The 18,540-nt window shown below is 67.0% G+C and carries 21 protein-coding genes and 1 tRNA gene; 10 read left to right on the forward strand and 12 right to left on the reverse strand.

Annotated features, from left to right (window positions below; all coding sequences use genetic code 11):
• Window positions 1–250 precede the first annotated feature (250 nt).
• The 4 genes from phaP to Q0672_RS17595 form a co-directional block, all read right to left on the reverse strand.
• Window positions 251–811: a phasin family protein gene (gene phaP / locus Q0672_RS17580; protein ID WP_298624329.1), complete on the reverse strand. Its 561-nt coding sequence runs from the start codon at window positions 809–811 to the stop codon at window positions 251–253.
• 235 nt (window positions 812–1,046) lie between these two features.
• A complete protein-coding gene (lptA, locus tag Q0672_RS17585; RefSeq protein WP_153161176.1) occupies window positions 1,047–1,607 on the reverse strand; it encodes a lipopolysaccharide transport periplasmic protein LptA in 561 nt (186 codons plus the stop codon).
• On the reverse strand, window positions 1,604–2,185 hold the full coding sequence (lptC, locus tag Q0672_RS17590; protein ID WP_153161177.1) for an LPS export ABC transporter periplasmic protein LptC: 582 nt from the start codon (window positions 2,183–2,185) through the stop codon (window positions 1,604–1,606). The genes lptA and lptC overlap by 4 nt, the downstream gene beginning before the upstream one ends.
• Window positions 2,186–2,219: 34 nt before the next feature.
• Entirely contained in the window at window positions 2,220–3,212 is a 993-nt protein-coding gene (locus tag Q0672_RS17595; protein ID WP_298624330.1) for a KpsF/GutQ family sugar-phosphate isomerase, read from the reverse strand.
• An 80-nt stretch (window positions 3,213–3,292) separates the two neighbouring features.
• Between Q0672_RS17595 and Q0672_RS17600 the strand changes: the two genes are divergently transcribed.
• Entirely contained in the window at window positions 3,293–5,269 is a 1,977-nt protein-coding gene (locus Q0672_RS17600; RefSeq protein WP_298624331.1) for a cation:proton antiporter, read from the forward strand.
• 3 nt (window positions 5,270–5,272) lie between these two features.
• Here the strand turns inward: Q0672_RS17600 and Q0672_RS17605 are convergent, their stop codons facing one another.
• From Q0672_RS17605 to Q0672_RS17640, 8 genes are all read right to left on the reverse strand, one after another.
• The gene (locus tag Q0672_RS17605; RefSeq protein ID WP_298624333.1) at window positions 5,273–5,917 is read right to left on the reverse strand and encodes a prepilin-type N-terminal cleavage/methylation domain-containing protein; all 645 of its coding nucleotides are present in this window, start codon (window positions 5,915–5,917) and stop codon (window positions 5,273–5,275) included.
• 104 nt (window positions 5,918–6,021) lie between these two features.
• The gene (locus tag Q0672_RS17610) at window positions 6,022–7,329 is read right to left on the reverse strand and encodes an adenylate/guanylate cyclase domain-containing protein (RefSeq protein WP_298624335.1); all 1,308 of its coding nucleotides are present in this window, start codon (window positions 7,327–7,329) and stop codon (window positions 6,022–6,024) included.
• A gap of 130 nt (window positions 7,330–7,459) precedes the next feature.
• Window positions 7,460–8,200 carry a prepilin-type N-terminal cleavage/methylation domain-containing protein gene (locus Q0672_RS17615; protein WP_298624337.1) on the reverse strand — a complete coding sequence of 247 codons (741 nt, stop codon included), beginning with the start codon at window positions 8,198–8,200 and terminating at the stop codon, window positions 7,460–7,462.
• Window positions 8,188–9,330: a hypothetical protein gene (locus tag Q0672_RS17620; RefSeq protein WP_298624339.1), complete on the reverse strand. Its 1,143-nt coding sequence runs from the start codon at window positions 9,328–9,330 to the stop codon at window positions 8,188–8,190. Before Q0672_RS17620 ends, Q0672_RS17615 begins: the two co-directional genes overlap by 13 nt.
• Window positions 9,331–9,365: 35 nt before the next feature.
• Window positions 9,366–9,716 carry a hypothetical protein gene (locus Q0672_RS17625; RefSeq protein ID WP_153161184.1) on the reverse strand — a complete coding sequence of 117 codons (351 nt, stop codon included), beginning with the start codon at window positions 9,714–9,716 and terminating at the stop codon, window positions 9,366–9,368.
• A 56-nt stretch (window positions 9,717–9,772) separates the two neighbouring features.
• A complete protein-coding gene (locus Q0672_RS17630) occupies window positions 9,773–11,515 on the reverse strand; it encodes a diguanylate cyclase (protein WP_298624341.1) in 1,743 nt (580 codons plus the stop codon).
• A 176-nt stretch (window positions 11,516–11,691) separates the two neighbouring features.
• The gene (locus Q0672_RS17635; protein ID WP_153161186.1) at window positions 11,692–12,333 is read right to left on the reverse strand and encodes a response regulator transcription factor; all 642 of its coding nucleotides are present in this window, start codon (window positions 12,331–12,333) and stop codon (window positions 11,692–11,694) included.
• Entirely contained in the window at window positions 12,330–13,886 is a 1,557-nt protein-coding gene (locus Q0672_RS17640) for a histidine kinase (RefSeq protein ID WP_298624343.1), read from the reverse strand. Before Q0672_RS17640 ends, Q0672_RS17635 begins: the two co-directional genes overlap by 4 nt.
• A 149-nt stretch (window positions 13,887–14,035) precedes the next feature.
• Between Q0672_RS17640 and Q0672_RS17645 the strand changes: the two genes are divergently transcribed.
• The 9 genes from Q0672_RS17645 to Q0672_RS17685 all read left to right on the forward strand — a co-directional run.
• A tRNA-Thr gene (locus Q0672_RS17645) sits at window positions 14,036–14,111 on the forward strand.
• Between the two features lie 106 nt (window positions 14,112–14,217).
• The gene (locus Q0672_RS17650; RefSeq protein ID WP_298624345.1) at window positions 14,218–14,352 is read left to right on the forward strand and encodes a hypothetical protein; all 135 of its coding nucleotides are present in this window, start codon (window positions 14,218–14,220) and stop codon (window positions 14,350–14,352) included.
• A 6-nt stretch (window positions 14,353–14,358) separates the two neighbouring features.
• A complete protein-coding gene (locus Q0672_RS17655; protein WP_298624347.1) occupies window positions 14,359–14,664 on the forward strand; it encodes a DUF5710 domain-containing protein in 306 nt (101 codons plus the stop codon).
• Between the two features lie 704 nt (window positions 14,665–15,368).
• Window positions 15,369–15,722 carry a hypothetical protein gene (locus Q0672_RS17660; protein ID WP_128457255.1) on the forward strand — a complete coding sequence of 118 codons (354 nt, stop codon included), beginning with the start codon at window positions 15,369–15,371 and terminating at the stop codon, window positions 15,720–15,722.
• Between the two features lie 228 nt (window positions 15,723–15,950).
• Window positions 15,951–16,697, forward strand: a complete 747-nt coding sequence (locus tag Q0672_RS17665; RefSeq protein WP_003050429.1) for a hypothetical protein — start codon at window positions 15,951–15,953, stop codon at window positions 16,695–16,697.
• Between the two features lie 119 nt (window positions 16,698–16,816).
• A complete protein-coding gene (locus tag Q0672_RS17670) occupies window positions 16,817–17,029 on the forward strand; it encodes an AlpA family transcriptional regulator (RefSeq protein WP_003050427.1) in 213 nt (70 codons plus the stop codon).
• A gap of 42 nt (window positions 17,030–17,071) precedes the next feature.
• On the forward strand, window positions 17,072–17,947 hold the full coding sequence (locus tag Q0672_RS17675; RefSeq protein ID WP_003050424.1) for a ParA family protein: 876 nt from the start codon (window positions 17,072–17,074) through the stop codon (window positions 17,945–17,947).
• On the forward strand, window positions 17,931–18,200 hold the full coding sequence (locus Q0672_RS17680) for a hypothetical protein (RefSeq protein WP_003050422.1): 270 nt from the start codon (window positions 17,931–17,933) through the stop codon (window positions 18,198–18,200). The genes Q0672_RS17675 and Q0672_RS17680 overlap by 17 nt, the downstream gene beginning before the upstream one ends.
• A partial coding sequence (locus Q0672_RS17685) for a ParB family protein (RefSeq protein ID WP_298624356.1) occupies window positions 18,193–18,540 on the forward strand: 348 nt, incomplete at its 3' end. The genes Q0672_RS17680 and Q0672_RS17685, both read left to right, overlap by 8 nt.

Here is an 18,540-nt window from a genome sequence, read left to right on the forward strand (position 1 = left end):
GACAGCCCTGCGCAAGCCTCGATGGTCCGGCGCGCTTGCAAAATGCGCTTTCTGAAATGCGATTTCACAACCTGAGAAAAATATCACGTATCCCGCCGCTCTGCATCCATGCCGTGATGCCTTCCCGCGAAATTGACACGCCGGGCGATGACGGTGGACGCAAAAAAGCCCGCGCTGCCGAAGCAGGGCGGGCTTTTCTGTGCCTGTCAGGCGGACGCGCGGGGCGTCCGCTTCCAGTCAGCTGGCCAGATTAGGCAGCCTTCTTGGAGGACTTGGCGGGAGCGGTGGTGCTGACGGCCTTGACGGTGGCGTTGGTCGCGGCAGCCACGTTGGCTTCGGCGATCTCGGCGACTTGCTTGGCAGCCTTGGTCACGCTGTCGTAGGCGGAGTTGGCGGCGGCGATGGCGGACTTGACAGCAGCCACGGCGACGTCGGAACCGGCGGGAGCGGACTTGGCAGCCTTGTCGAGGGCGGCGGCGAAGGTCTTGTTGGCTTCAGCAACTTGAGCTTCGAACAGCTTGGAAACTTCTTCCTGGGTCTGGGAAGCGATTTCGTAGATGCTGCGGGAGTAGGCAACGGCCTTCTCGACAACCGGCTGGGCCAGGGAGGTCTGCAGAGCCAGCAGCTCTTGAGCATCCTTGGCGCCCAGCAGGGTCTTGGCGGCGGCAACGGAGTCTTCCAGAACAGCGCGGGCGGTGTTCAGGTTGAGGGCAGCGATGCGCTCGGCGCTGGCGAAGGCGGTGTTGGCCAGGGTCAGCAGGGTTTCGACGTTAGCCTTGTTGGCAGCAACGATTTGTTCGGGGGTGGTCATGTCAATCTCCTTAAGTGAATGTGGATCTATTACCTGAAATCATCCGACGCCTCTTTGTGCGTCGCAGCAATGGAGTCCATTATATTCAGAGCGGGAGAGCTGTCAACAACTATTTGTTGCGATGCACCATAATCTTTGTGGTGTTGCAATTCTTTTGCAATCAAACAGTTGTACGGATTTTCCGAAACCACCCGAAGACCGTTGAGGGCTGCGGCTTTGCGTCGCATCATGCCCATTATGGGTTGGTTGCGCCGTCCTTCTTCTTGGGCTGGATGGTGACCTGCACGCGACCCTGCTGGCTGGGCAGGGTGGTGGCGTTGGGGCCGTTGGTGACCAGGTAGGTTTCGGTGACGCCGTTGAACTGGATGTACTGGCCGCGCACTTCGTCCTCGCCGCTCTTCACGCGGGCGCGGAGGAAGAACTGGGAGAGCTCGCTGCGGGCGTCGTGTTCGATGCGCTCGCCTTCGCCGTCGACCCACTCGTTCTTGCCCTCGCGCTTCTGGCGGAAGCGGGCGAGGCCGCCGTCGCCGCCGGTGGCGATGCCTCGCTGGTAGCCTTCCTGATCCTGGCTCACCACCAGCTTGTCGCTGCGGATGGTGAGGGTGCCCTGGGTGAGCACGACGTGGCCTTCGAAGATGTGGATCTTGTTCTTGTCGTCCACCGTCACCTTGTCGGCCTCGATGTTGACCGGCTTGCCACGGTCGGCCTTTTCGGCGTGGGCGGGAGCGGCCAGCGCGAGGGTGGCGATGGCGATGAGGGGGGCGAGATGGGCGTGCAGCCGGAAGAATGGTTTCATGGTTTCGGCGTCGGGGTGTTTCGGTAGATGGTGCCGCGGACCTGGCCCTGCAGACGGACCTCGCCGACGATGTTGTCGCTTTCCATGCGCTGGGCGTTGATCACCGTCTTGCCCTGGGTGAGGACCACGGGTTTGTCGGAGCGCATCTTCTCGTCGTCGGGCCAGACGGTCATTTCCTCGGTGCGGAGGGTGGATTCGGGCTTGCCGGCGGTGGCGTCGCGGCGGACGAAGACGTTGTCGGTGAGGACGACGGCGTCGCCGTCCTTGTTGACACGGGCGAAGTTGGATTCGACCCACACCGGCTCGGGCCGGTTGAGGTAGTTGAGGCGCGGGCGGACGAGTTCAGTGGTTTCGTCGTCGGCGTAGTGGACCATCCGGTCGGCCACCAGCACGTACTGGATCTTGCCGGTGAGGTCGAAGCGGCGGACAGTGAGCTTGTCGGCGGAGAAGTCGGCCTCGTGCGCTTTTTCGGCCCGTGCGACGGCCGGCTGCTGGGTGACCCGGTCGAGCCACACCGAGACGCCGGCGAGGAGGGTCAGCACCACGAGGGGGAAGAGGCTGTGGCCCCGGCCGTTCATCGGGCGCTCCGCGAAGTGTGGGTTGAGGCTGCCATCAGATGACCTTGGCGAGCATCAGGTCGTGATGGTTGAGGGCGCCGATCAGGCGGCCGGCGGCATCCGCCACCAGCAACTGGCTGATGCGCCGGGTTTCCATCATCTCGGCGGCCTCGACGGCGAGGGCTTCGGGGTGGATGGTGCGCGGGCCGCGGCTCATCACGTCGGCCACGCGGGCGGTGGTGAAGTTGCAGCCGCTGGCGAGGGAGCGACGCAGGTCGCCGTCGGTGTAGATGCCGACGATGCGCGAGTCGGCGTCGACGATGGCGGTCATGCCCATGCCGGCGCGGGTCATTTCCATCAGCGCGTCGGCCAGCAGCGCGTCTTCGGTGACCTGCGGAATGGCGGTGCCGCTGCGCATCACGTCGGAGACGTGGGTGAGCAGGCGTCGGCCGAGGGCGCCGCCGGGGTGCGAGCGGGCGAAGTCGTCGGCGCCAAAGCCGCGGGCGTCGAGCAGCGCCACCGCGAGGGCGTCGGACAGGGCCAGGCTGGCGGTGGTGCTGGCGGTCGGGGCCAGGTTGAGGGGGCAGGCCTCTTCCTTCACCGCGCCGTTGAGATGCACGTCCGCCTCGCGGGCGAGGGGCGAATCCGGGTTGCCGGTGATGGCGATCAGCCGGGCGCCCTGGCGCTTGACGAGGGGGACGATCTTGAGGAGTTCTTCGCCGGAGCCGGAGTAGGACAGGGCGATCAGCACGTCGTTGGCGGTGATCATGCCCAGGTCGCCGTGGGCTGCCTCGGCAGCGTGCACGAAATACGCAGGCGTGCCCGTGCTGGCGAGGGTGGCGGCGAACTTGCGCCCGATGTGGCCCGACTTGCCGACGCCCGACACGATGACCCGGCCGCTGGAGGCGAGGATCAGGTCGACGGCCTTGACGAATTCCGGGCCCAGCTGGTCGGCGAGCGCGTGTACGGCTTCGGCCTCGATCTCGAGGACGCGGCGGGCAAGGGCGAGGACGCGGTCGTGCGCAGCGGGATTCGGGGCGGAGCTCATGGGCGGCGTGGGTATAATCGGGCTCAGGAGTATATCAGATCGACTATTCCGCCCGTCCCGGGCGCCCCTTGCTGCCTTCCATGGTCAATACCCTCGAGCTTGTGCTCGCCCTTCTTGCCGGCGCAGTGCTGGTGGTCGGAATCTTCCGGTCGCTCAACCTGCCGCCGGTGCTCGGTTACCTGATGGTCGGTGCGGCCGTCGGGCCCCACGCCATGAACCTGATGCCGGACACCGGCGGGGCGCGTTACCTCGCCGAGTTCGGGGTGGTGTTCCTGATGTTCACCATCGGGCTGGAGTTCTCGCTGCCGCGGCTGTACAGCATGAAGCGCATCGTGTTCGGCTTGGGCGCGATGCAGGTGCTGGCGTCCATCGTGCTTGCGATGATCGCGGGGCGCCTCGGCGGGCTGGGCTGGGGGGCGGGCTTTGCGCTGGGCGGCACGCTGGCGATGTCGTCCACGGCGATCCTCTCGAAGCTGCTGTCGGATCGCCTCGAGCTGGATTCCAGGCAGGGCCGCGAGACCATCGGCGTGCTGCTGTTCCAGGATCTGGCGGTGGTGCCGCTCTTGATCCTGATCCCTGCGTTGTCGGGGCCGGCCGATGCGCTGTTCGAAACCCTTGCGCTGGCGACGGCCAAGGCGGTGGCGCTGCTTTCGCTGGTGCTGTTCTTCGGCCAGCGGGTGATGCGGACGTGGTTCTTCTACGTGGCGCGCCAGAAGTCGGCCGAGCTGTTCATGCTCAACGTGCTGCTGATCACCCTCGGGCTGGCGTGGCTGACCGAGATCGTCGGGCTGTCGCTGGCGCTGGGGGCTTTCCTGGCGGGGATGCTGATCTCCGAGACCGAATACCGCTACCACGTGGAAGAAGACATCAAGCCTTTCCGCGACGTGCTGCTGGGGCTGTTCTTCGTCACGGTGGGGATGTTCCTCGACGTGGGGCAGATCATCCTCAGCCTGCCAGCGGTGCTGGCCATGCTGGCGGCGCTGCTGGTGGGCAAGTTCCTGATCGCCGGGGCGGCGTCGCGCCTGCTGGGCAGCCCCCAGGGCACCGCGGCGCGTACCGGCCTGTGGCTCTGCGCGGGGGGCGAGTTCGGTTTTGTGCTGTTGTCGCAGATTGACGAGGCCAGGCTGCTGCCTGCGGCGTTGTCGCAGGTGGTGGTGGCGGCGCTGGTGCTGTCGATGCTGCTGGCGCCGCTGATCGTGCAGGCCAGCGAGAAGATCGTGCTGCGTCTGGTGCCGTCGGAGTGGATGAGCCGCTCGCTGCAGCTCACCAGCATCGCCACCCAGTCGATGTTCGTGGACAAGCACGCGATCCTGTGCGGCTTCGGCCGGAACGGCCAGTATCTCGGGCGCCTGCTGGAGCAGGAGGGCATCACCTACATCGCGCTGGATCTCGACCCAGAGCGGGTGCGTGAGGCCGCCGCGGCGGGCGAGACGGTGGTGTTCGGCGATGCGGCCAAGCGCGAGACGCTGATGGCGGCGGGCATCGCCCGGGCGTCGGTGGTGGTCATCACCTATGCCGATACCGACGCAGCGCTGCGGGCGATGAGCATGGTCCGGGCCTGCCGGCCGGACGTGCCGGTGGTGGTGCGCACCGCCGACGAGCGGGATCTGGAGAAGCTGCAGGAGGCTGGTGCCGCCGAGGTGGTGCCGGAATCGGTGGAGTCGTCGCTGATGCTGGCTTCCCACGCGCTGGCCCTGGTGGGGATCCCGCTGCCGCGCATCCTCAAGCGCATCCGCGAGATCCGCGCCGAGCGCTACCACCTGCTGCGCGGCATCTACCGGGGCGGCGAGCACCTGCATGAGGAATCCCTCGAGGAGCGCCAGCAGGTGCGTCTGCATTCGGTGCCGCTCGAGGCCGGCGCCTACGGGATCGGCAAGAGCCTCGCCGAGCTGCGCCTGAAGGAGCTGGGCGTGGAGATCACCGCGGTGCGGCGTCAGCGCATCCGGGTGGTCGACCCGGTACCCGAGACGCGGCTTGAGCTGGAAGACGTGCTGGTGCTGCTGGGCACGCCGTCGCAGATATCCAGCGCCGAGACCCGGCTGCTGAAGGGCGTCTGAGCCTCAGTAGGCGGCGCACACGGTATAGACCGTCGCGTCGTTGAGATCGGCTTGGGCTACAGCCGCGCCGCTCGACAGCAGGCGGACGGTGCCGGTGTTGGGCAGGCCGTCGTCCATCGCGATATCCACCTGCCGGGCAAAGGTGCCGGCCAGGTTTTCCTGGCAGATGAAGAAGCTCCCGCCCCAGCCTGTGAGCGGGCTGGTGCTGGTGATGCCGATGCGCCCGCTGAAGGCATTGCGGGGCACCCAGTCGGCGATCACCACGCCTTCGGCGCCTGGGTTGCGGCTGTCGCCGCTGGCCAGGTTGGCAAGGCGCACGTGCTGCCAGAAGAGCACGGTTTCGTCGGTGGCGGTGATGGAGTTCCAGGCGCCGTCGATCCGCCCGTTGCCGGAGGTGCCGCCGGTGGTGGCGCGCACCGCGCCGGCCAGCCGATTGGCGACACCGGCGTCGTCGCCCGGCAGGGCGCGGAAGCGGTCCTGGTAGGCGTAGATGTAGGTGGCGGTGTTGCGGAAATCGCCGATGACGTTCTTCACCTTGGCGCTGTTGATGAGCTCCTGCCCTTTCAGGATGCCGCCGAGCAGCAACCCGATGATCACCAGCACGACCGCGATTTCAACCAGGGTGAAGCCCTGTTGCCGAACCTTCATTTAGCCTCCCGTGAGCAGCCCTGCACGGCGCGTGCAAGGCAATGTCTATTGATACAGTACGGGTATTCTAATGCAGATCGGCTTGCCGGTGAATGCCAATGGCCTCAGGTGGCCCGCGTCGGCTGGATGACCGTCGCCGCCGGCGCGGCGAAGATCCGCGGGCCCTGCAGGCGATACACCGGCACGTAGCCCTTGCCCTTGAGCATCAGGAGGATTGGCTTGGCGAAGGCGAAGGCGCCGTGCAGGCGTTCGAACGCGCGGCTGTCGCACTGGATGGTGCTGGGCTCGCCCTCGGTGCACAGGCGGAAGGCGAGATTGACGGTGTCGCCCCACAGGTCGTAGATGAACTTGGCGCGGCCCACCACACCTCCCACCACCGGGCCGGAGGCGATGCCGATGCGCACCTCGAGTTCGAGCCCGTCGGTGAAGTCGTGGTTGCGCAGGGTGGCCTGCATGTCGAGGGCCAGGGTGGCCATCGCCGCGTGGGGTTCGATCGGGTGGGCGTGCAGCCCGCCGGCCACCATGTAGCCGTCGCCGATGGTCTTGATGCGTTCGAGGCCGTGCTGTTCGCACAGCTCGTCGAAGCGGCAGAAGATCCGGTTGAGCATCTCGAAGACCGCCTTGGGCGTCATGCCGCTGGCGATGCGGGTGTAATCCACGATGTCGGCGAACATCACCACTACCTCCGGGTGGCCGTCGGCGATGGTGCTGGTGTTGTCCTTGAGGCGGGCGGCGATGGGGGCCGGCAGGATGTTCAGCAGCAGGCGCTCGGAGCGCTCCTGGGCGAGGCGTAGCTGGCGGTGGGCGTCGGCGAGGCGTTCGCGGGTCTTGTTGCGCTGGCCCATCGCAAAGCGCAGCTGGACGTAGATCACGGTGGCCACGAGCGTCACGTGGCAGGCCAGGGCGAGGGCGGAGGGCTGGGCGGTCGTCGGCAGCAGGGCGCCGGCGGCGAGCGTGATTGCGACAAAGCCACCAAACCACGGCGCGGACCCTTTTCCCCCGAGACACAGCAGGCCGGCGGTGGGCGCGAGGATGGCCCACACGGGCAGCCCGGCGGTGGCCGGCGTCGGCCCGAGGAACGCCTGGGCCGCAAAGGGGAAGGTCAGCATCAGGCCCAGCTGCAGCGGGCCGTACAGGCCGCCGCGCCGGTGCCGCATGAAAAGCAGCAGGTCGATCCCGGCGAGCACGGGCACCGCCGCGACGGCGAGCGCCATCGGGTTGCCGTCCACGAGCAGATTCCCCGCCAGCCAGACCAGGGCTGCGGTGGCAAAAAGCACGCTGGCCAGGTTCAGGCGGATTTTCCTGATGCTGGCTTCGTCGTCGTCGTCGGGGTGCGCGCCGATGTCCAGGATCGCCCTGAGAAAGCGGCGGACTGGATGGTCGGGCGGGGGATAGAGCCAGGGCTCCGGCATCGGATTTCCTGCGGAAGTGAACCGTGACAAGTTTCACGTCTGCGGGAAACGGGGGTCAAGACGCTGCGCCGGGCTGATTGTCGGGATGTGTGTCGTAGTGCGCAGCGTGGTGCATCTGCAGGGGTGGGGCTCAGGGCAGCGTGCCGGCGCTGATGAGGCGGTGGGCGAGCAGGTTGGGCGACAGCCAGGTGACGCGGTCGTCGAAGCTGCCGCCGGGGGCTGCGGGGTTGTCGGAGGCTGGCCGGCTGAAGAACAGCTTGCCATCGGCGCTGGCGTTGCTGGCTTCGTCGCTGCCTTCGGGTGGCGCAGCGAGCACGTTGCCTTGCTGGTCGGTGGCGCCGAGGCCGTTGGCGCCGTGGGAGAGGATCACCGCGGGGCTCTTGCCGCCCGTAGTGGTGAGGAAGAGCTCGGCGCCGTCGAGGTTGCGGGTCTTGATGTCGAGATCGCCATCGGCGAGGTCGGCTTTTTCGCCCGTCACGACGTTGCGGATCGGCTGCACGTATGGCGCGGCGACGGCGTAGCGGAGGCGGCGGGACCAGCCGTCCAGCCCGGTGATGCCGAGGGTGGCCCAGGGCAGCAGGCCATTCTGCTTGCGGCAGGCGGTGGGGCTTACGCGGTCTTCGGCGCCGTCGGTGGCGCTTTTGGCGGGGCAGGGGAGATAGCCCTTGCGTACCACGAAGCCGAGCAGTGCGTCGCGGGCTTCGCCGAGGGCGTCGTCGGTGGCGGCTTCGGCACGACGGGCGAGGTGGGCCGACAACCCGACGGTGAGCCCGCCAGCGAGGAGGGTGAGGACGAGCAGCACGACGGCCATCTCGACGAGAGTGAAGCCGCGGTGGCGCCGGGGCGCGGCGGCGTGGATCAGGGAATGCATAGGGCGATGTCGGCGCTGGCCGGGCGGTCGGGCGCGGTGATGGCGAAGGTGGTGGGCAGGCTGCCGAGCTGGCCGGTGGCCAGGGCGGCGAGGGTGTCGGCTTCGAGGTAGTTGCGGGTGACGAGGCGGTCAGCGGGATCAACCCGGCGCTGGCTGGCGTCGGCACGTTCGCCGCCAAAAATCAGCGCGCCGCGGCAGCGCCGTCCGATGCCGGCGAGGCAGTCGGTGCCGTCTGCGCAGCGGGCGTAACGCATGGCCTCAGCCCAGTTGGCGACGGCGTCGCGCAGGGTTTCGTTGCGGCAGGTGCCGGTGAGCTTGTCGAGCGCGGGCAGGCGGCCGAGTTCGACCGGGCCGACGCGCTCCGGCGCCACCGCCGCGGGCAGGCTGGCGAGGCAGTCGGCGCTGGCCTGGATTACCTGCTGCAGCCAGCCGGCGTAGCTGGGCCGGCGTTTGAGCTGGCGGTAGATGTCGTCGGTGGTGATCGCCGCCAGGCGGTCGTTGCCGGCGCTGGTGCGGACGGGGGTGATGCCGTGGGCGTCGGCGGCTTCGAGGGCTTCGACGTATTCGCGCACCTGGCGGGCTTCGGAGTCGCCGCCGCAGCGGGCCGGGCCGGCGCTGCGGGATTGGCCTGCCTGTGGGGCGCCAGCGGCAATGACGAGGGCCGCGGCGCGGCCGCTCTGGTCGCCGGCAAGGGGGCGGGTGGCGCCTGCGTCGTCGATGAGCTGGAAGCTGCCGGTGCTGTCGCTGTTGAGGGCGTCGGGCTTGGGGTTGTTCTTGAAGCTGCCGGAGACGGCGTACCACAGGCATTCGCCGTTGCCGTCGCGCAGGTCGGGCAGGTTGAGGGTGAGGTAGGGCAGCCGGCCGATGCTGGTCTGGCCCTTGGTGCCGCAGGTTTCGGACGAGCCGTCGCCGTCGAGGTCGGGGCAGGGCAGGTAGCCGAAGTCGGCGTTGGCATGCTCCCGGTTGCGGTAGGTGGCGGCGTAGCCGAGGAGGGCTTCGCGGGCGGTGGCGAGGGCGTCGGCGGTGCGGGCCTCGCGGATGAGATCCCGGTGGGCGGCGCTGTCCTGGCGCGACAGCAGCCAGCCAAGGCCGCCCACGGCGAGGAGCACGATCAGGGCGGGCAGGAGCATCCCCCGTTGCCGGCGCCGGGCGGGCCCGGTGCGCATCAGGGGGCGCCGGTGTTGAGGGGGGAGTCGCCGACGCGCAGCAGGTGGTGCCGGCCGTCCGGGGTGGTCACGCGGGCGCTGGCGTCGTCGATGCGGACCTGGCGGGTGTCGGCGGGGGTGGCCTGGCCGTCGACGAAGATCACGGGCCTGCCGGCGCTGCGGGTGATGATGCCGTCAAGGCGCGGCGGCGGGGCTGGCGTGGCGTCGGGCTGCGGGGGGCGGTCGATGCGGGCGCGTTCGGCTGGGGTGTGGAACAGCCGGCCGAGGGATTCAGCCCGGGCTGCGGGACCGGAAAGGAGCGGCAGGGTGACGGCCAGGGCGGCAAGCGCCGCGGCGTGGGTGGAGAACATGCGCATAAGCCCATAAATCTAGCATAGTCTGCGCCGCGCAGCCTACCCGGCGGCTGTCAGTGGGCGGCGAGGACGCGGTTCTTGCCGGAGCGTTTGGCGATGTACATGGCCTTGTCGGCGCGGTCGAGGGCCTGCTCGGGGTCTTCCCCTTCGAGCAACTGGGCGACACCGGCGCTGAAGGTGATCAGCAGCTTTTGCTGACGGGCCAGGAAGAAGCGCTTGGTGAGGGCGCGTTGCAGGCGGACGAGGGCGGCTACGGCGGCCTCGAGGCCGGTGTCGGGGAGCAGGATGACGAACTCTTCGCCGCCGTAGCGGGCGACGGAATCCTGCGGGCGGATGTTCTCGCGGACGACCTCGGTGAGGTGCTGGAGCGCCTCGTCGCCGGTCTGGTGGCCGTGGATGTCGTTGATCTGCTTGAAGTTGTCGATGTCGAGCAGCCCGAGGCACAGAGGCGTGCCGCGGCGCTGGGCGAAGGCGGTCTCGCGGGCGAGGGCTTCGTCGAGGCCCTTGCGGTTGAGGACGCCGGTGAGCGGGTCGTGGCGGATGAGCTCGCTGGTCTGCTCGAGTTCGTGCTGGAGGCGGGTGATCTCGGTGTTGGCTTCGTCCACGCGGCTGCGCAGGGCGACGAGCTCGTCCCGGGAGCGGGCGGTGGAGGCCTGCACGCTGCGGGTCTCGCGCATCACGTCGGCGATCACGTCGGTGAGCTCTGCGATGTCCTGGGCGGCAGCGATGCGTTCGGCGGAGCGTTCGATCTTGGCGTGGTAGTCGCCGGTGGAGTCGGTGAATTCACCCAGCCGATCGACGAAGCGCGAGAGCATCTCCTTGAGGCGCAGCTGGGCGTCGGAGAGCTCCAGCTTGATGGCGCTCTGGCGGTCGATCACGTCGCGCAGGCGGCTTTCGAGTTCGCCCAGCACGCGCACGTCGAGGGGATGGGCGAACATCTCGCCCATCAGGGTGATCTGGCCGTGGAGCCAGCGGTCGTCCACCACCAGCTCGCCGATGTTCTCGAGGATGAGCTGGAGCACGCGCTGGAGGGCGTCGCGCAGGGCGTGCTGGTCTTCGGTGGCCCATTCGAGGCCGGCGCGCAGCTTGTCGAGACGCTGCTGCAGCGCGTCGGCGGGAAGGCGGAGCGGCTGCTGGCGCAGGGCGACGGCCAGCTCGCGGGCTTCGGTGGCGAAATCGGCGTCGGCGGGGCGGGCCTGGCTGGCGATGCTGTCGAGCAGGCAGGCCAGCATCTCGGCAAAGGCCGGTGTGGCAGGATTGGTGCGATCGACGGGGGCCGGCGGGGCAAGATCGCCGATCGGGGCCGGCGGCTCGTCGTCGGCGGCGTTGCGGCTCCATGCCCGCAGCAGGCCCTGGAGCCTTTCGGCGAGGCGTTCCGGGTTGGTGCCGGAGGCGCTCAGCACGCGGTCGAGCATCTCGCGCTTGCGGGCCTGGGTGAGGCCGGCCTGGCGTCGGTCCCATCCGGCGATCAGGTCGCGCAGCAGGCAGCCCCAGTTGATGCCCTGGCTGTCGGTGGCGGCGATGGCGTTGGTGATGGCCGCGCCGATCCCGGCCCAGTCGGCCTGGGCAACGGCGGTGTCGAAATCCCGCGCGATGCGCAGGGCTTCGTGGTTGTGCCGGGGCAGGGAGGCGGCGATCTGCTTGAGGGCGCGCTCGGGGAAGGCTTCGTCGGCGGGAGTGCCGGCGATCTCGTGGTAGAGGGTCTGGTAGTTGTCGGGAGTGGGGGCGATCCGGCGCAGGGCCAGTTGACGGAAGGCTTCGCGGGCGATGTCCGAGGGATGGCTGGGTTCGTTCATGGCGTGTCTGCGCTGGGCGGTTTGCGAGCTGCCATCTTCATCTCAGGCCCCGGTGCCGGGTGAGGGTGGGTGACGGCGCTTCTGGTAAGCCCGTTGAATAACGGCCGTGCCCCACATGCCTTGAGGCTGTCGGGCGCGGCCGTCGCAGAAAAAAACGAAAAAATGAAACCCGGCGGCTATTCGGCCAGGCCGTGCTTGAGCCCGTAGTGGGTGAGTTCGGCGTTGTTGCGCAGGTTCATCTTCTCGAGGAGACGTGCGCGATAGACGCTCACCGTCTTGACGCTGAGGTTGAGGGCCTCGGCGATCTCGGTGGGCGTCTTGCCGGAGGCGATCATGCACAGGGTCTGATACTCGCGATCCGAGAGCTTTTCGTGGGGCGGGCGTTCGCTGTCTTCGCCGATGGCATTGGCGAGCTCTTCGGCGAGGGACGGGCTGACGTACTTCTTGCCGCTGGCCACCTGGCGGATCGCGGTGACGAGGAGCTCCGGCGCGCTCTGCTTGGTGAGGTAGCCCGCCGCGCCGGCCTTGAGGGCGCGGATCGCGTATTGCTCCTCGGGGTACATGCTGAGGATGAGCACCGGCAGGCGCGGGAATTCCTTCTTGATGATCTTGAGGGCGTCGATGCCGTTGCGGTCGGGCATCGAGACGTCCATCAGCACCACGTCCCACTCGCCCGAGCGGACGAGCTGCACGGCCTGCACGCCGTTTTCGGCTTCGCCGGCCACGGTGAGATCGGCGGTGTCGGAGAGGATCTGGCGCAGGCCCTGGCGGACGATGGCGTGGTCGTCGGCGATCAGTACGCGGATGGGCTTGCTCATGCAAGGCTCCTGGTGGGGTTGGGCTCGTCCGGCGAGGCCGGCAGGAGGGGCGCGCGCAGGGCGAGGCGGGTGCCGTGGGGCTGGATGTCGGTGAGATCCAGGCGCCCGCCGAGACTGGCCAGCCGTTCGCGGATGCCCCGCAGGCCGAAGGAGCGGGGCTTCTGCAGATCGGTTGCGGCGAGACCGCAGCCGTCATCGGCGATCTCGAGCACCACTTCGTCACCTTCCTGCATGAGTCTCACGTTCACCTCGGTCGCGCCTGCGTGTTTGCTGACGTTGGTCAGCGCCTCCTGGAACACCCGGAAGAAGGCCAGAGCCGTATCGTAGTCCGGGTCGAGGTCGTGGTCGGTACAAAGAATGTTACAGGCGATGCCCGTCCGCTGGGCGAAGTCCTCGCCCTGGGATTCGATCGCCGCGGCGAGGCCGAAATCCTTGAGGATGCCAGGGCGCAGCTCGCGGGTGACGCGGCCCACGGTGGCGATGGCGTCGTCCACCATCCGCCCCACGTTGCGGGCGCGCTCCCGGGCCTGGGCGAGGTTCACATCCAGCTTGGCCTCCAGCAGGGACATCTCGAACTTCATGGCAACGAGGGTACCACCGAGCACGTCGTGGACGTCCCGGGCGATGCGCTCGCGCTCGTCTTCCTTGATGCGCTGGAGGTGGTTGGAGAGGGCCGCGAGCTGGCTGCGGGATTCGCGCAGGTCGGCCTCGACGTGCTTGCTGTGGGTGATGTTCCACATCACGCCTTCCCACACCACGGCGCCCATCTCGGACAGGCGCGGCGAGCTGCGCAGGTTGATCCACTTCTGCTCGCCGGTGGAGAGCTGGATGCGGCCTTCCCAGTTGAGGGTGGAGAGGTTCTCGGCCGACACGCTGGCGGCCTCCATGAAGCCGGGCAGGTCTTCGTTGAGCAGCCAGTTCATCCAGCCGGCCGAGCTGCCGATGAGCTCCTCGGCCGAGGTGCCGAAGAGCATCGTCGCGGCTTCGGACAGATACTGAAAGCCGAGCATGCCGTCCGGCGTGTAGCCCATCTGGAAGACCACGCCGGGGATGTTGTCGGTGAGGGCGCGCAGGCGTGCCTCGCTCTGGCGCAGGGTCTGTTCGGCCTGGCGCTTCTCGCGGCGGTTGACGACTTCGCGCATCTCGCGCTCGACGGCGGGCACCAGGCGGTCGAGCTTGTTCTTGCTGAGATAGTCGTGGGCGCCCGCGCGCATCGCGGCGATGGCCTCGTCTTCCTGCATCACCCCGGAAACGATGATGAAGGGCAGATCGACGCCGAGCTCCTGGGTGCTGCGCAGGGCCGCCTGGGCGTTGAAGCCCGGCAGGTTGTGATCGCACAGGATGACGTCCCAGCTCTCGCGCTGCAGCGCCTCGAGCAGGCCCTCCTCGGACGCCACCTGCAGGTAGGTGGGGGCGTAGCCTGCGTTACGGAAGCGATGCAGCAGCAGGATGACGTCGTTTTCGGAGTCTTCGATGAAAAGCAGGCGGATCGGTGGCTTGGCCGGGCCGACAGGAGAGAGGCTGGGGACGTCCGGCTTCTGGGCAGTAGACATGCGCTGAGTAGGGGCTGCGTGGTTGGGTCGCTTTGTGTTTATAATCCGGCCCTCGCCGGGGCCTGCGCCACTCCCAAGGATAGTTCAGGCCGGCCTTTGCCGTCCATGCATATCGGGATGTTTCCGGCGTGGCCGGAAAGCGGCGATCTGCCGGTGTAGCTCAGTTGGTAGAGCAGCGCACTTGTAATGCGAAGGTCGAGGGTTCGATTCCTTTCACCGGCACCATAAAAATCAACGAGATAGGCCGATCCGCGAGGGTCGGCTTTTTCGTTGGGGTTACGCCGGGGTTACATCTCCGTCAATCCAGGTGCGATCAAAAATGCACGGAATCGTGGGTTACATCATCATCGGCGCATGCGTCGCCGCCGCGCTGGTGGCTGTGGCGTCGTTCGTGTTTGACATGCGGCAGAGTCAGCGGGGCGCCGAGAAACGGCGCCGGCTCTCGTCGCGCCTGACTGGAAAGTGATCCGCCATGAAAACCTACCTGCGCGTACCGTTTGCCGAGAAGGACGAAGCCAAGCGCCTGGGCGCCCGCTGGGATCCGGCAAAGAAGCTGTGGTACGTCCAGAGTGTTCCCAATCTGGCGGCCTTCGAGCGCTGGCTGCCGGCCCAGGGCGATCTGATGGAAGCCGCCGCCAAGCCCGCAGCGGCCGTCCGGACGAAGGCTGCGCCGGCGCAGGCGGGCGCGCATTACTTCGAGCTGCCGTGCGACTGCCTGCCGTGGGTGGGCTGCGAGAAGTGTGAGGCGGTGGTGGACGCCCGGGGCTGGCTGGCTTGAAAGCTGTTCTGCCCGCCGGATCTACGTTCACCTCGCGCATCCAAGAAAAACCCGCCATGCGGGCGGGTCTTGAGCAAGGCTGGGCAGCCTCGACGTCAGGACGGGGCTACCGCCGCGGCGCCCTGGGTAAAGCTGTCGTAGTTGTCGATCATCAGGAGTCTCATGATTCTAAGTCCTTGATTTCATTAATGTTTTCCATTACACACAACCTCCATTACCCACTTTATTACACACATCGACAGTTGATTGCGATGGACGAAGCGCGAGCATGTGCTGGCTCAAGGTAGCAAGGGCTCCTGAGAGATGTCTTGGCGTGCGCCAGTGCGGTGTACTGACGCAGCGACGGCGCCCGCATGCCAGGGCCAAGTGCTGAGACTGGGCGGACAGACCTACCCCTCGCGGCGACACAGCGCGCGGGGCATCAGTTCTACGACGGGGCTGGGGTGCCAAGGGCATCGGGCAATCTCCTCAAATCTTGGAGCCGCCGTGCCGGGGAGCCTTCTTGAAACCTTGCCTGCCGGTACGGCGGCAAGGTGCGGTCAAGACCGCAACGACATGCCGCTTCCTATTGGAAGCGCCACCACAGAGCGATGTTGGTCGAAGCGGTACGGGTCATGGACAGACCAAAGTGTTGAATTTAAAAGCCAGAACTCGGCCCGAGTACACCCGAACGGAATTCCAAAGTAAGCCTGGGGAATTTTACCATGAGCATGTTAGGCAAAGCCACTTCCTGGAATGCCAGGGCATTCATCACCCCGCCCATCTACCTCGGACCGGACGACAACACTTCCAGTCTCGAAACCAGAGAGCAAGTAGACCAACTGCTACGGACTTGTGAGCATCGAATCTCAGGTTGGCAGTCATCTGGACCTGCGCGGGTGATGCTATATCGCTATATCAGCATCCGGGGCAGATATGACACCGCCGGATTTTCTCTGCCGACCCTAGGTCCCGGAGAACAGAAGCCGTTGATCGCAGCTTCTGAAACCATCGCCGTATCAGACCATACCAAATCGGTTTTGCGGGGAACAGCGCAGCGCATGACGCTGGTACCGTGAGCGCCAATATCGAGCTTTCGTCCTCATCGCTCGATGGGCCGGCAACCGATCGATTCTTGCACAACGAGCAAGACGAGGCCACCTACAGCGGACGCCAAACCAATCACCTCGCCCGTCTACGTTCAGGGCATCTTCCCAGGCACCCGCGGAAGGTCATAACGACACAGCAGCCCTTGGCAGGGCAAGAAAGGAGCCGGTGATGTAGCGCTTCCGAAAGGAGACGAAGACATGCACAAGGACATTCCAACATCGAAGGTGTTCTATCGTCCCATCGAGGCTGCCATACGGTGGGCCGGGTTGCTGCGGTACCTGCCGATGATCCTGGCTGCGATCGCGTCACCGCGCTTCCTGCCTCCATCGTTGAATTGCCCGCGATGGAATGAGTGCCGGCTGTACTCGGAGCGTATCTATGACGGCATCCTCAACGGGGAGCTGCCCTACGGCCAGAATGGCATCACGCTCAATGATCCGAAGCTGCTGCAGTCGCCGGATCTGACCGTTCGCCATGTCGATCTGAAGCGCTGGATGCGCAACCACTATCCCGAGCACCGGCCAGGATTCCTGTTCAGCCGTGGCGAACGCATGGCGCATCCTTTTATCACCTTGGAAACAGGACAGGCGATCCTGATCGAGCGACTGGCCCTTCAGGCGGCCCTGGAGCATGCGCGTCGCCAGATGCAGGAATTGCAGGAGCAGCGCGACACCTTGCTCAAGCAGTCCACCGCGCTGCTGGCTTCCAAGCAATGCGAGATCAGCGAGCGAGCGGAGACGACGTATCTCAACATCATCGGCGGGATGCTGACGCTGATGCTGGGCCAGTCCCCTTCGGGTGTGCCCTATTCCAGCTTCAAAACACAGGAGGCACTCGTCTCGGCATTGGTCGCCCACTTCGGCGGCACCATGGGCATCACGGAGCGAACCTTGAACGGCAAGTTCGCCAACGCCAGGAAGTACGTCCGTAGCGCAAGCGCATGAGGTTTTTCCAGCTTGTATGTGCAACCGCGGAGATTGCATTTGCAATGTCTTTCCGCAGCCAGGTCTATTGAATAGAGGTCACGCCAACAAACGCCACCGAGCGTTCAGGAGTGACCGCCATGTCGCAGCCCCCTGTACTCCCGCCGAACGAGCGCCGCATCCTGCGGCTCGATGAAGTCGAAGCCAAGTCCGGCTTCAAACGCGCCCACATTTACAACCTGATGAAGAAGCGCCAGTTTCCCCAGGCGCTGCGCCTGGGCGTGCGCGCCGTCGGCTGGGATTCGATCGAAATCGACCAGTGGATCGCCGAGCGCCTCAACCACCGGACCTGACCCGTTCTCCCGCGGACTTCCCATTCCCAGCCGGAGAGCGCCATGCAGGTCGTATCCATCATTTCAACGAAGGGCGGCGTCGGCAAGACCACGACGGCCGCCAACCTGGGCGGGCTCGCCGCGGACGCGGGCCTGCGCGTGCTGCTGCTCGATCTCGACGTGCAGCCCACCTTGTCCTCCTACTACGAACTGACCCAGCGCGCGCCGGGCGGCATCTATGAGCTGTTGGCCTTCAACGAGCGCGACCTTGGCCAGCTCGTGTCCCGCACGATCATCGCGGGCCTGGACCTGGTGCTGTCCAACGACCACCGGGGCGAGCTGAACACCTTATTGCTGCATGCGCCGGATGGCCGCCTGCGGCTGCGGCATCTGCTGCCAGCACTTGCTCCCCTCTACGACCTGGTGCTGATCGACACCCAGGGCGCGCGTTCCGTGCTGCTGGAGATGGCGGTGCTCGCCTCCGACCTTGCGCTGTCGCCCGTCACGCCGGAAATCCTCGCGGCCCGGGAGCTTCGACGCGGCACCATGCAGTTGCTCGAAGACATCGCGCCGTACCGGCACCTGGGCATCGAACCGCCGCCGCTGCACCTGCTCATCAACCGCGTCCACCCGGTGTCGGCGAACGCCCGACTGATCCAGCAGGCCCTGCGCGACCTGTTCCAAGACCATGCCGGCATCCGCGTGCTCGCCACCGACGTGCCAGCCATCGAAGCCTATCCGCGCGCCGCGACGCGCGGCCTGCCGGTGCATCGGGTCGAGCACCGCCAGCCGCCCGGCAGGGTCGCGCCGGCCTCGCTCGACACGATGCGCGCGCTCGCGAGCGAGCTGTTCCCGCAATGGCAGGACAGATTTGCCGCAATGTCCGGTCGCCCGCCACGTCCTCTTGATGCCGGGAGGTCCCATGGCGAACGCACATGAACTGGCCCGCGGCCACAAGCGGCTGCGCGCGCTGATCGAGTTCGCGGTCGGTGAAGGCTGGCACGTCAAGCGCACGCCGGGCGGGCACCTCAAGTTCACCAAGGCCGGCTGCGCGGCGATCTACACCAGTTCGACCGCGAGCGACCACCGGGCCGAATTGAACGCCCGTGCGCAGATCCGCCGCGCCGAGCGAGAGGCCCGCATGGCGCCGGCCGGCGGTCGTGGGGACTGCGAGGGGTGCGGCCATGGCTGACATGACCTCGCAGGACATGGCCGGCAAGCTGCTCGCGGCCGGCTTCGAGCGCAGCGGCCCAGCGGCTACGGCCTTGAGCGACCCGATCGCGGACACGCCCATGGTCGTGACGCTGGACCAGCTGCGGCCCTACGACCATGACCCGCGCATGAAGCGCAACCCCGCCTACGAGGAAATCAAGGCGTCCATCCGCGAGCGCGGCCTGGACGCGGCGCCAGCCATCACCCGCCGGCCCGGCGAGGACCACTACATCATCCGCAACGGCGGCAACACGCGGCTGGCGATCCTGCGCGAACTCTGGTCGGAGACCAAGGACGAACGCTTCTTCCGCATATCGTGC

Origin of the sequence: uncultured Zoogloea sp. (assembly GCF_937894855.1) — a bacterium.
GTDB classification, from domain to species: domain Bacteria; phylum Pseudomonadota; class Gammaproteobacteria; order Burkholderiales; family Rhodocyclaceae; genus Zoogloea; species Zoogloea oryzae.